Origin of the sequence: Streptoverticillium reticulum (assembly GCF_047456005.1) — a bacterium.
Classification (GTDB): domain Bacteria; phylum Actinomycetota; class Actinomycetes; order Streptomycetales; family Streptomycetaceae; genus Streptomyces; species Streptomyces reticulum.
Map to the genome: position 1 here is coordinate 8,370,399 of NZ_CP179755.1, position 11,525 is coordinate 8,381,923.

General features: G+C 65.6%; 12 protein-coding genes and 1 pseudogene. 5 read left to right on the plus strand and 8 right to left on the minus strand.

Going from position 1 to position 11,525, the window contains the following annotated elements; all coding sequences use genetic code 11:
* Positions 1 to 82 precede the first annotated feature (82 nt).
* Both ACMATS_RS37695 and ACMATS_RS37700 read right to left on the minus strand, forming a co-directional pair.
* The gene (locus ACMATS_RS37695) at positions 83 to 1,669 is read right to left on the minus strand and encodes an IS1182 family transposase (protein WP_414170607.1); all 1,587 of its coding nucleotides are present in this window, start codon (positions 1,667 to 1,669) and stop codon (positions 83 to 85) included.
* 267 nt (positions 1,670 to 1,936) lie between these two features.
* Positions 1,937 to 2,661, minus strand: a pseudogene (locus ACMATS_RS37700) (IS5 family transposase); the annotation flags it as partial.
* 222 nt (positions 2,662 to 2,883) lie between these two features.
* On the opposite strand from ACMATS_RS37700, the gene ACMATS_RS37705 reads away from it, so the two are divergent.
* The gene (locus tag ACMATS_RS37705; protein ID WP_414170608.1) at positions 2,884 to 3,843 is read left to right on the plus strand and encodes a transposase family protein; all 960 of its coding nucleotides are present in this window, start codon (positions 2,884 to 2,886) and stop codon (positions 3,841 to 3,843) included.
* A gap of 66 nt (positions 3,844 to 3,909) precedes the next feature.
* Here the strand turns inward: ACMATS_RS37705 and ACMATS_RS37710 are convergent, their stop codons facing one another.
* The 4 genes from ACMATS_RS37710 to ACMATS_RS37725 all read right to left on the minus strand — a co-directional run bounded on the left by ACMATS_RS37710 (position 3,910) and on the right by ACMATS_RS37725 (position 5,972).
* Positions 3,910 to 4,083, minus strand: a complete 174-nt coding sequence (locus ACMATS_RS37710; RefSeq protein WP_414170609.1) for a hypothetical protein — start codon at positions 4,081 to 4,083, stop codon at positions 3,910 to 3,912.
* A gap of 110 nt (positions 4,084 to 4,193) precedes the next feature.
* On the minus strand, positions 4,194 to 4,871 hold the full coding sequence (locus ACMATS_RS37715; RefSeq protein WP_414170610.1) for a response regulator: 678 nt from the start codon (positions 4,869 to 4,871) through the stop codon (positions 4,194 to 4,196).
* Between the two features lie 375 nt (positions 4,872 to 5,246).
* On the minus strand, positions 5,247 to 5,804 hold the full coding sequence (locus tag ACMATS_RS37720; protein ID WP_414170611.1) for a disulfide bond formation protein B: 558 nt from the start codon (positions 5,802 to 5,804) through the stop codon (positions 5,247 to 5,249).
* A 9-nt stretch (positions 5,805 to 5,813) separates the two neighbouring features.
* Complete coding sequence (locus tag ACMATS_RS37725) at positions 5,814 to 5,972, minus strand: DUF5993 family protein (RefSeq protein ID WP_414170612.1); 159 nt, start codon at positions 5,970 to 5,972, stop codon at positions 5,814 to 5,816.
* Between the two features lie 897 nt (positions 5,973 to 6,869).
* Here ACMATS_RS37725 and ACMATS_RS37730 point away from each other — a divergent pair.
* The 4 genes from ACMATS_RS37730 to ACMATS_RS37745 all read left to right on the plus strand — a co-directional run bounded on the left by ACMATS_RS37730 (position 6,870) and on the right by ACMATS_RS37745 (position 9,945).
* On the plus strand, positions 6,870 to 7,106 hold the full coding sequence (locus tag ACMATS_RS37730) for a hypothetical protein (RefSeq protein ID WP_414170613.1): 237 nt from the start codon (positions 6,870 to 6,872) through the stop codon (positions 7,104 to 7,106).
* Between the two features lie 472 nt (positions 7,107 to 7,578).
* A complete protein-coding gene (locus ACMATS_RS37735) occupies positions 7,579 to 8,205 on the plus strand; it encodes a DUF6431 domain-containing protein (RefSeq protein ID WP_414170614.1) in 627 nt (208 codons plus the stop codon).
* Positions 8,206 to 8,224: 19 nt separating this feature from the next.
* Positions 8,225 to 9,133, plus strand: a complete 909-nt coding sequence (locus ACMATS_RS37740; protein ID WP_414170615.1) for a DDE-type integrase/transposase/recombinase — start codon at positions 8,225 to 8,227, stop codon at positions 9,131 to 9,133.
* Positions 9,130 to 9,945 (plus strand): ExeA family protein, encoded by an 816-nt coding sequence (locus ACMATS_RS37745; protein WP_414170616.1) that lies wholly within the window; start codon positions 9,130 to 9,132, stop codon positions 9,943 to 9,945. The genes ACMATS_RS37740 and ACMATS_RS37745 overlap by 4 nt, the downstream gene beginning before the upstream one ends.
* On the opposite strand, the gene ACMATS_RS37750 is transcribed toward ACMATS_RS37745, so the two are convergent.
* Entirely contained in the window at positions 9,870 to 10,490 is a 621-nt protein-coding gene (locus tag ACMATS_RS37750; RefSeq protein ID WP_414170617.1) for a transposase, read from the minus strand. The two genes, ACMATS_RS37745 and ACMATS_RS37750, sit on opposite strands and share 76 nt — an antisense overlap.
* The gene (locus ACMATS_RS37755) at positions 10,394 to 10,795 is read right to left on the minus strand and encodes a transposase (RefSeq protein ID WP_414170618.1); all 402 of its coding nucleotides are present in this window, start codon (positions 10,793 to 10,795) and stop codon (positions 10,394 to 10,396) included. The genes ACMATS_RS37750 and ACMATS_RS37755 overlap by 97 nt, the downstream gene beginning before the upstream one ends.
* Positions 10,796 to 11,525 lie beyond the last annotated feature (730 nt).

Below are 11,525 nucleotides of genomic sequence, written 5' to 3' on the forward strand. Positions count from 1 at the left end.
GCGTTGTGAGGGTGGTCCGGGAAGCGGCCAGAGGGCGTCGCGCATCTGAGCTTGACTCTGTCGGTGATCTTGGTGGTTGAGGTCAGGTGCCGAGGGTTCGCCAGGACTTCGAGCGGGAGATCCCGTGCTGGTCGAGGTAGGCCTGGAAGGCGGTCGGCGGTCTCGGTGCGGGGGTTTCCTCGGTTGCTGGTTGGCTACTGAGCCGTTCGATGTTCACGGCGATGGCCGTGAGCACGTGCTGCAGATGGGCTTTGGGCTGTCCTCGGTAGCGGCAACGGCGCATTCCGTGTCCGTGGGCGAATTCGTTGACGGTGCCCTCGACTCCGGAGCGGACCGCGTAGCGGGCCTTCCACTCGGGCGTCTGCTGCTCGGCTCGGACTCGCAGCTGTAGGTCGCGGAGTTCTCGCGGAGGAAAGCCCACGTTCCTGGCCGGGGCGCTGGTGCACCGGGGCCGGTCCGGACACGGCTGGCACTGGCTCTTGGCGAACCGGGCCACGATCAGGGGTGCGCCGGCGAGCTCGGAGGTCGGGTAGGGGCCGTGCCAGCCGGCGCTGACCTGGCCGTTCGGGCAGGTGACCTGCTGGCGGTCGAAGTCGATGTGAAAGTCGTCCCGGCCGAAGCCCTCGCCCAAGCGGTGCTGGCGGGTGGGGTTGACCGTCAACGGTCCGCTGACGGTGACCTGATGTTTGCGTGCGGCTTGTTCCAGGTGGACCAGCGAGGTGTAGCCGCCGTCGACCAGGTGCTCGGCGGGCAGCAGCCCACGCCGCGCCAGCCGAGCGTGGAGGCCGGGCAGCACCTGCGCGTCGCTCGTGGCGGCCGAGGTGGTGGCCACGTCCGTGATCACGTTGACGCTGCCGGAGGCGCACGTCTCGGTGAGATGGGCAGTGAACCCCTTCCACCGGATGATGTGCCCATGACGGACGTAGCGAGCGGTGGTGTCGTAGGGGGAGACAATGGCCGAGGAGGAGGGCGGCAGCCCGCCGTCGTCGGCAGTGCGCCAGCGCAGGCGGCCTGCCGCGTCGCGGTAGTAGTTCTGCACGACGACCTGCCGCAGGGCCTCAGCCTGCGGACCGGGCCGGTGGAGGCGTTCCAGTAGTCGGCAGGCATCGTCGCCGGCGGCGAGGATCCTGGTCTTGGGCCGGGTGGGGTTCTTGCCCAGCCGGACCGGACGGCCGTAGCGGCGCCCCCAGTCCTCGTCCACCAGGCCGATCAGCAGATGCCCGGCTGTGCGGGCCACCTCCTCCAGTGCGGCACGGACCGCCTCGGTGACCAGTTCCAGCCGGGTCAGGTCGCGCACCGCGGCCAGGACGTGGGTGGAGTCGGTGCGCTGCGTGGTGCGCTCGCGTACGAGTCCGGCCTCCTTCAAGCGGGCGAGTGCCAGATCGAGGAGCCGGTCGGCGCGGTCATCCTGGACGACGCGCTCGCGGAAGTCGGACAGCACGCTGTGGTGGAAGCCTGGGTCGTCCAGCTCCATGGCCAGGGCGTACTTGAAATCGATGCGACAGCGGACCGCTTCCGCTGCCTGCCGGTCCGACAGACCGAGCAGGAACTGCAGCACACAGACCGTGGCCAGCTGAGCGGGCGAAAGGCCGGGACGGCCGTCGCGCGGGTACCAGCCGGCGAAGTCTTCGTCGTGCCACAGCCCGTCCAGGCGGTCCCGCACCCACATTGCCGTCGTACCGTCCGGGTTGCTCGCCCGCGCTATCTGCGCGGTCAGAGAAGGGACTTGCTCACCGGAACGGGGACGGAAGGACAACGAGCACCTCGACAACTGCATCGGACTGCGGAACAGCCCCGAGCATGCCCGTTGATCACGCCGTCGCACCGGGAAACTGCTGAGTAACAACGGCTAACACAATGAGCTGAGTTGCCGGTGGGTGATGAGGCAGCAGGCGAGTTTGAGGAAGGCTTCGTGGATGTCGGCCCTGCGTTCCCAGCGGATCCGGAGACGTCGGAAGCCGTGCAGCCATGCAAAGCTGCGTTCGATCACCCACCGGTAGGTGCCCAGACCGGTGCCGTGTCGCGTACCGCGGCGGGCGATGGCCGGCACGATGCCGCGAGCGCGGACCTGGTCGCGGTAGATGTCATGGTCGTATCCGCGGTCGGCGAAGAGCGAGTCGGGCTTGCGGCGGGGGCGCCCCACCCGGCCGCGGACCGGCGGGACCGCATCGAGCAGGGGCAGCAGCTGGGTGACGTCGTTGCGGTTGCCGCCAGTGAGCAGGACCGCGAGTGGGGTGCCGTGCCCGTCGGTGATCAGGTGGTGCTTCGAGCCGGCCCGGCCCCGGTCGACCGGCGAGGGGCCCGTGTGGCTCCCCCTTTTAGGGCTCTGACGTGGGAGGAGTCGACCACGCAACGGGACCAGTCCAGCCGTGAAGCCGCGTTGAGGTCCGCCAGCAGGACCTCGTGCAGCCGCTGCCAGACGCCGGCCTCGTTCCAGTCCCGCAAGCGTCGCCAGCAGGTCATGCCCGAGCCGAAGCCCAGTTCCTTGGGCAGGTACTCCCACTGGATGCCGGTGTGCAGCACGTACAGGATCCCGCACAGCACGTCCCGGTCCGGCAGCAGCTTGCGGCCCGGATACCGAAAGCGGCGCTCGCGCTGCGGCAGTAGCGGCTCCAGGCGGTCCCACAGCTCATCCGACACGATCCAAGGCGATGTCCCCACACCGGACCGAACGCTCAACTCCCACCCCGGACACGGCCATCAGCACCGATCCGCCTCATTGTGTTAGCTGTTGTTAGGGCCCGCAGATAAACAAGTCGCACGTTCTGCTACTTGACACCGCAGGTCAGCACGCCGGAAACCGACATGTTGTTTTTCTGCGGGCCCTTACGACCTCGTGCGTGGTTAGCGTGGCCGGTGTGATGGTCGGTCGTTAGCCGGGGCATGGTGGGGGCTGGTGCTCGTGAGGCGATCGTCGCGGACCGACGGATCACGGGGCTGTCCCATGAAGTGATCGCCTTGCTGGTCACGGAAGTTGGCCCGGTCTGGCAGGCCCGTCACGAGGCGCGGCTGTCCGACCGGCCGCGCCGTCGGGCGATCGGTGCCGGTGCCCGGTTCAAGCTGGTCTTCGTCGACCGTCTGCTGGCCACTCTCGTGCACCTGCGGCACGGTGTCACCCACGACGTGCTGGCCTGCTGGTTCGGCGTCGACCGCTCGACCATCACCCGGGCCGTCGGCGAAGTGCGGCCCCTGCTCGCCGAACGGGGCTGCACCGTCGAAAGTGGTGTCCGCCTGCGCACTTTGGCCGATGTGATCGCCCACATCGGAACCACCGGTCAGACAGCGATCATCGATGCCACCGAGATCCGGGTCCGCCGCCCGGCCGCCGGACGGCCCGGCCGCAACCGGTTCGTCTCCGGCAAGAGCAAGCAGAACGCCATGAAGGCCCTGGTCCTCACCGACACCCGCGGCCGTCTGCTGTTCTGCGGCGAGACCAGACCGGGCGGTTGCGCGGACATCACCCAGGCCCGCCAGGCCGGCATCGTCGACCTCCTCGCCGACACGATCCACCTGCGGATCCTGGCCGACGCCGGCTACCAGGGACTCGGCGGCCAGACCTGCGGACAGGTCGTCACCCCGCCCCGCAAACGCCGCGGCAAGCATCTCGAACACGTGCAATGGCTGATGGCCCATCATGACGCGGCCCGCTTCGCGCGCTCTTCCGCCCGTATCCCCGTCGAGCACGGCATCGCCCACCTCAAGAACTGGCGCTCACTCGCCCGCCACCACGGACGACGTGAACACCTCCCCGAAACCGTCCAGGCCGTCGCCGCGATCCTGACCGCACAGCAAACCGTCAGCCGGACGTCGGCCGCCGCCATCGGAGCTGGACGACCACGGTGAGCAGGACGCCGCATCACGACTTGCGACGTCCCAACCACAACCACGCACGAGATCGTTAACGTCCACTCAGAGGACCACCGAGCGCCTGAGGACACGGCGCTCCATGCCGCTGTTCTCCCTGTGAAGCTGCTTGTATTTCCCGCGCCCGGACTCGTCCAGCCCGCCCGATTTCTCCACGGCCGACTTCCCCGTCTCCAGCACAATCCGCCCGAAGCGCACCTCCTCGGAACCACACGCCATAACCGTTGCTTCTCTACCAAGCCCCTCACCCTCCCCTCCATCCCACACCCCCACATCACGAGAAAAGGGCCACAGGCGACCATTTTTGCGAACGCGGAGATTTAAAATGATCAGCTCGGAATTTCAGGGTCCGTGGGTTCATCGAGCATCCCTGACTCGTACACGAGCAGGGCGGCTTGTGTGCGGTTCTCCAAACCCAAGCGATCAAGCATCCTAGAGACGTAGGTCTTGATCGTGCTCTCCGTCATGACGAGCTCTTTGGCGATTCGGGCATTTGAGTAGCCACGGCTGACGAGGAGCAGCACCTCACGGTGACGCTCGTTGAGCAGCTCAATACGCTGCCGGGCGCTGGCCACGCGATGCGGGTTCCGTACCCGGGGGCCGCCGACGAGCCGTGCCATTACATCTGGCGTCGTAGCCGTTCCCCCGGCAGCGACCATACGCACTGCAGTAAGAATCTGCTCCGGACGTGCCGTTTTGAGGATAAAGCCCATGGCACCTGCGTCGAGAGCTTTCAGCACGTTATTGTCTGTGTCCAGGCTCGTAAGAACGAGAATGGCGGGAGCGTCCTGCATTTTAACAAGCTGCCTGGTCGCCTCGATGCCGTCGCGAAGCGTCATATGGACATCCATCAACACGACGTCCGGAGCTGCTTCCCGCACCACTGAGATAGCTTCGACCCCGTCAGCCGCCTCACCCACGACCTCGATGTCGCCCGCCGTGGCCAGCAAAGCCCGCAATCCCCCCCTCACCAAGACCTCGTCATCCACGATTACCGTACGGATCATGAGCTTACCTCCACGGGGTTGGTTATTTTAATTTATGCGAGGACCAGAGTTCTCTTATTTTCAGATACCCGAGGGGTACGCCTGCGGGCGTAAAGGCTGCAGATCAGTCGCTTCCGTGTTCAAGAGTCCGATTGTGGTGCGCCTGTTCACGTGGGCGCAACCAGGGCACTACGAGCCCGTGCAATTTCATACGGGCGGTCGAATGGTTCAAAGCTTTTGGTTCGAATCGGGGACGATCCACCCTGCACCATATTGTGCAACATGGCCATGGCGCGGACCGGCGGGCACACGGAGCAGGGGCGGAGTCGTGCCGCCCCTGGCCGTATCGACCCCATCGCCCACCACACTGGCTACCCACCTCCACTCTGCTGAAAGTCACCGTTCATTCCACAGCGCATAGTGGGTCGGGTTATCCGGAAGAACCCAGTGGAACCCCTCAAGGAAAAAAATACCGACCACGTTCGCTGCAACAATGAAAAAGACCACCCCAGTGACGCACCGAGGAAGCGCTGTTGAGTCAACATACCCAGCCGCGAAGGCAATTCCTACCACTGCGGCAATCATGGCAAGGAAGAATGTCAGAAAAGCCCACGTGTATAGATGCAGCCCAATCAGGGGGGTACCGTAGCCGGGATCCCCCGGAGCGATGTGGAGCAGGACCTGGCGCCCGGAAACAACGAGTCCGGCGATGCAGGAAGGAATGGATACGGACCAGCCGATCAGGGTGACGCGTCTACTGGGCCCCTTCTTCCTCTGCCGGCAGAGCGCCCACAGAGGGCCGACGATAGCGAGCAAGAAGAAATACCGCTGCAACATGCATAGCGGGCAGGGGCATTCTGCCATGAATAGCTGCACACTGAAGGCTCCGATGAGGACTCCGCAGAGGCCAACAATATAGGCAGGCGGAAGAAACCGGCTAATGAATCTTTCCATGACCGCCTCTTAAAAATTCACGGGAAGCGTTTGGGTCGCATGGTAGAGAAAAAACCCAAAAGTTGCCACGAAGAGGGCGGACCAGCATACCAAAAATGTCTTCGCCTTACTGCCGCGGATAGCGAAAATTGCGAGGGCTGTCATGCCCATCATGATCATCACGTCCATGGGATGAATGTTTCCTCACTTATCCATCTAGTGTGGCACTCGACCGTGCCGCAAAACTTCCTGCCACCCCCGTAAAAGATACGGCTGGCAGATGCCCCTCCGTGCCAGCCACTTCGGATTATCATTGACGAAGCGCAACCCGCCCATGCCGCAATGTTTTCCGCAAGTTATCCGGGTCCTAATTCGCCCAGGCGTGTACCATCAATGCTGGTTTCAGGAGCAGCTAATTCGCCGTGCCCGCCATGGCTGCCCTCGAATCATCTGCAGGCCATAACTGACTTCCCGACGGCAGATGTTCCGGACCGACCCGAATGGCGGCCGTAGCCTGTCCATATCGATGGCCTGGCAGAGGTGTGCTCGCCGAGATTCAATCCGTATGTGTGAACCGGGAGCAACCTCGTTCGCGGTGGCTTACGCCTCCCCATCCGAATGGCCCTGGTCACAGCCTCCCCGGCGTGGGGTGATCATGACGGATGTATCCGCAGGGATCTGATCACACATGTAACCGACTGGCCCGGCAGCGAAAGGAACCGTTAAATCCCGAGGACGGTAACCACACCCTCCTGCAGGATCGCCGGATTGCCGCATAGAACTCACCCCGTCCGCCAACGTCTCATATACGGTAATCCAAAACTGTGCAGGAATAGCGGCGATTTAGTTGGATGAGCGATCCGCCGAAGAAGGAGACCGCATCACCGAAAGTAGGTTGTCCCCGATCTGTTGATCTTGGCGCCGTTGCAGTACTTCCCCTTCATTGCGCGGTGCGCCGTCGGCCCGGACCTTGGCCACGAAAGGGGCACTCGTCGTCGAGGTCATCAAACAGGGCCTGCTCGCCGTGGCCTCTTCTCATGGTGTGGGGGGTGTGGGAGCGGGAGGGGCTCGGCAGGGAAGTGACCGTTGCGGGCTTCATCTGCCGACCAGCGGACCGAGCACCACCTCCCGCATGCCGTCGCACGTCGGGCCCGGGGAGCCTGCGGGTCCCGGTTCTACAAGGTGACACCGCCGCCCGCCGGAGCCGCCGAATACGAGGTCAGGCGCGCGGCACTCGCCGAGCGGATCACCCGCTTCTTCAACGCATGGGGCCGGACCTACGACTCCCCGCGGATCACGCTGGACCCGTGGGCCGAGGACTGACAGGCCCCGGTGAACATCGTCGTACAATTCATGGCCGACCCTGGACTCCAAGGCCGCAGGCCCTCACGTCGCCGCAAGAACCTGACCCGGCCCGACGAGCGGAACCCTCCCGTGACCTGGCACAACGCCGCCTCGACACGATCACGCCGGATGTGCTGTGGTGGGACGATATGCCGAGATCGAAGTCGGGTAGGGCAAGTCCCACTCGCGACCGTCCATGACGCGTTCCCACGCCGGGCAATCGGCTACGCGATGACGACCGGCACGACGCCTCCATGGGCAGCGTTCGCTGCAGATGGCTGCCGCGATGCGCAGCGGTACGCGTAGGCGGCGTGGTTGTTGGACGACTTTCTGCGTGAGCATGTGGGTGGGGGTTTGCGACATTCACGGTGGGTATGAGCCGTGATCTTGCTGGGCATCCTGATCTTGTTTCGTGCACGACGACATGGTGTGCACGGGGCGGAGGTGCTCAGTGCTCGTCGTCGACTCCGACGTCCTGCTGGTCGAACAGCAGTTGGCGGAAGGCCGTCTGTTCTGTCCGCCGTGCGGAGGGGTGCTGGCGCCGTGGGGTCATGGGCGGCCGCGGGCCGTCAGGGGCGGGCTGGGCGCTCACCTGTTCTTCCGGCCGCGCCGGACGCGGTGCTCGAAGTGCCTGGTCACGCACGTTCTGCTGGCCGAGACGATGTGGCCCCGCCGGGCCGATACGGCCGAAGTCATCGGCGCCGGGCTGGAGATAGCCGCCCTGGGCCTGGGGCACCGGCGGATCGCGGTGCAGCTGGACCGGGCCGAGAGCACGGCCAGGGGCTGGATCCGCCGGTTCGCCCTCCGGGCCGAGGACGTCCGCCGCTTCTTCACCATCGCCCTGGTCGCGATCGCCGATGACCCCGTGATGCCGGAGCCGTCCGGCTCGCCGGTGGCCGACGCGGTCGCGGTGGTCACCGCTGCCCACGGGGCCGCTGCAGGGAAGTGGCCGGCGGTGAACACCGTGTCGCGGTGGGCGTTTGCCGGCCGGGTCATAGCCGGGAGGCTTCTGGCCTGTCCGCTTTCACCTAACCCTGCAGCGGCACTTCGTCGCCGCCGGCATCACCGGAAGCGGTGAAAGGGGCCGGGGCAAAGGGGTGTTCGGCCGGTTCGAGGCCGCCAGAGGCAACGAGCTGTGGACCGGTGACGCCTTGCACGGACCGAAGATCGGCGGGCGGAAGACGTACCTGTTCGCGTTCATCGACGACCATTCGCGGGCGATCGTGGGGCACCGCTTCGGGTTCGCCGAGGACACCGTCCGCCTCGCGGCCGCCCTCCGCCCGGCCCTGGCGGCCAGGGGTGTCCCGGAGGCGGTCTATGTCGACAACGGCTCCGCCTTCGTCGACACCTGGCTGCTGAGAGCCTGCGCATCCCTGGCGGTCCGGCTCACTCACTCCAGACCCGGACGGCCTCAGGGACGCGGGAAAATTGAGCGATTCTTCCGAACAGTTCGGGATCAGTTCCTCGTCGAGCTTGATGACGAAGCCGTCGGCCGGATTGAGCATCTCACCGAGCTGAACAGGCTCTTCACCGCGTGGGTGGAGACGGTCTATCACCGCACGGTGCACTCGGAGACCGGACAGCCGCCGATCGAACGCTGGCTGAGTTCGATTCCCAGACCGCTGCCGCTGCCCTCGCCGGCGGACCTGCGGGAGGCATTCTTGTGGTCGCAGACGCGGACCGTGACCAAGACCGCGACGGTCTCCCTGCACGGCAACACCTACGAGGTCGACCCGTCGCTGGCCGGGATGCGGGTGGAGCTGGTCTTCGATCCGTTCGACCTGACCGACATCGAGGTGAGGGCCGCCGGCAAGGCCCTGGGCAAAGCCGTCCCGCACCACGTCGGACGCCATGCCCACCCCAAGGCCACCCCCGAGACACCGGCCGAGCCGGCCCCGGCGACCGGGATCGACTACCTGAAGGTCCTCGGTGACGAGCACCGCCGCCGCACCGCCCAGGGCATCAACTACTCGACTCTGATGGACGACTCGAGGGGGCAGCGGTGATCGAAAGAGTCCAGGGCTACTACGGGTTCACCCGGGTCCCCTTCGGCCGCAGCCTGGCCCCGTCCATGCTGCACCAGCACCACTCCCACAAGGAAGCCGCCGCCCGCATCGCCTGGTGCATCAACAACCGGGCCATCGGCGTGGTCACCGGAGAGGTCGGCTCCGGCAAGACCGTCGCCCTCAAAGGCGCCGTCGCCTCCCTCGACCCCGCCCGGTTCACCGTCATCTACCAGCCCAACCCCGAGTGCGGGATGCGCGGTCTCTACGACCTGATCGTCACCAGCCTCGGCGGCACCCCGAAATTCCACTCGGCCGCACTCGCGGCCCAGGCATCAGCCGCCCTGGCCGCGGAAGTCGACGAGCGCGGCCGCACCCCGGCCGTCGTGATCGACGAGTCGCACCTGCTCAGCCACCAGGAGCTCGACGCGATCCGGATGCTCACCAACTACGACATGGACTCCACCACCCCGTTCGCCGTCCTGCTGATCGGCCAGCCCACCTTGCGCAAGAAGATGAAGATGGGCGTCCTGGCCGCCCTCGAGCAGCGGATCGCGATCAGCTACCAAATGCCGACCATGTCCAAAGAGGAGACCTCCGGCTACATCAAGCACCACCTCACCATCGCCGGCCGGTCCGACCCGCTCTTCTCCGACGACGCCGTCGACCTGATCCACATCACCGGCCGCGGCCTGCCCCGCCAGGTCAACAACATCGCCTGGCATTCCCTGATCGCCGCCTACACCGAGGAGAAGAGCATCGTCGACGAGTCCTCCGCCCGCGCGGCCATCACCGAAATCCTCGCGACAGACTGAACACCAAGGCGACACCATGACCACGAAGTCCCCGGCGGCCTGACGGCCGCCGGGGACTTCTCACACCCGTTCGTCGACAACCGCAGCGTCGCCATCATGCACACCGCCAACGTCGCGCAACACCGTTCCCAGCGGACGGCGAGTCGTTTGAACTGGTGGAGCAGTGCGAAGGTCTGCTCGACGACATAGCGGAGCTTGCCCAGGTCCTCGATGTTCGGTGTGCCTTTGCGGGAGATGACCGGCAGGATGCGGCGCTTGCGTATTTCCCGGCGGTTGGGGTTGCTGTCGTATCCCTTGTCACCGAGCAGGGCGTCGGGGCGTCTGCGGGGGCGGCCGGGCCGTCCGGCGACAGGCGGGATGCCGTCGACGAGTGCGAGGGTCTGCGTGACGTCGTTGACGTTGGCCGCGGTGGTGATGACCTTGAACGGGGTGCCCTTGCCGTCGCAGATCAGGTGGTGCTTACTGCCCGTTTTCCTGCGGTCGACCGGCGACGGACCGGTCCCGGCTCCCCCTTTTTCGCGCGGATGTGGGAGGCGTCGACACACGCACGGGACCAGTCGAGTTCGCCGGCGGCGTGCAGTTTTGCGATCAGGAGGCGGTGCAGCCGGTCGAAAACGCCGGCCTCGTGCCACCGGCCCAGCCGTCGCCAGCAGGTCTGGCCCGAGCCGAACCCCAGCTCCGGCGGGAGGAGTTGCCAGCTGATCTCCTGGTGCAGCACGTACAGGATGCCCTGCAGGCACAGCCGGTCGGACACCGGCCGCGGCCCCGGAGCCCGCTCGGGCCACGGCGGCAGCAACGGCTCGACCAATGCCCACAGTCCGTCATCCACGATCCACGGCCGCTTGCTCACACCGTCACGAACAGCAGAAACACCCCCGGCGTCACGGCTGACCAGCCACACTCAACAAGATCGTGTTACGAGCTCTAAAGACCGCGCATCCCGCACTCGGGATTGGACTGGTAAATATCCATGAAGCGGGCAGGGCCGAGGGAGACGACGGCCTTGCCCGCGCCGCCGCTTCCAGTGACCGCCCGGTTGCTGATGCACCAGGCGATACGGGCGGCAGCTTCCTCGTGGGAATAGTCCGGTGCAGCATGGACGAGGCCAGACTCCGACCGAAGAACAACCCCGGGTGAAACCCTATACTCCTGGACACGCTCGATCACCACTGCCCCTCGAATCGCCCACCAGGGACGAGTAGTTGATGCCCGGGGCGGTGTGCGGCAGCCATGCACTCATCGTCAAAGTGACGTTCGAACCGGGGGATCCGCTATTAAGTTGACCAAGCATCAACTTCCGTTGCTGACGCTCCGTAAGATTTCTGAGAAGCTCAAGGAGCTCGCTGGCCGCAAATGATTCTCTTCATAGCCTCCTGCGTTTAGGGCAGTTGAGGATCGTGCGCCAGACCGGGCGACGGATTCCCGACACATGTGGAGAAGCTGGCTTCATGAGCTCCATGTCAGTTTGCGTAAAGGTATATGGCGAGGTCGCCCCAACGGGTGGCCGGCGCTTTGAGAACTGTGCGCACCATCGACGCATGCTCAGGCTCGGTTTCGGACGGAGAGAAGGCGGGCCGGCC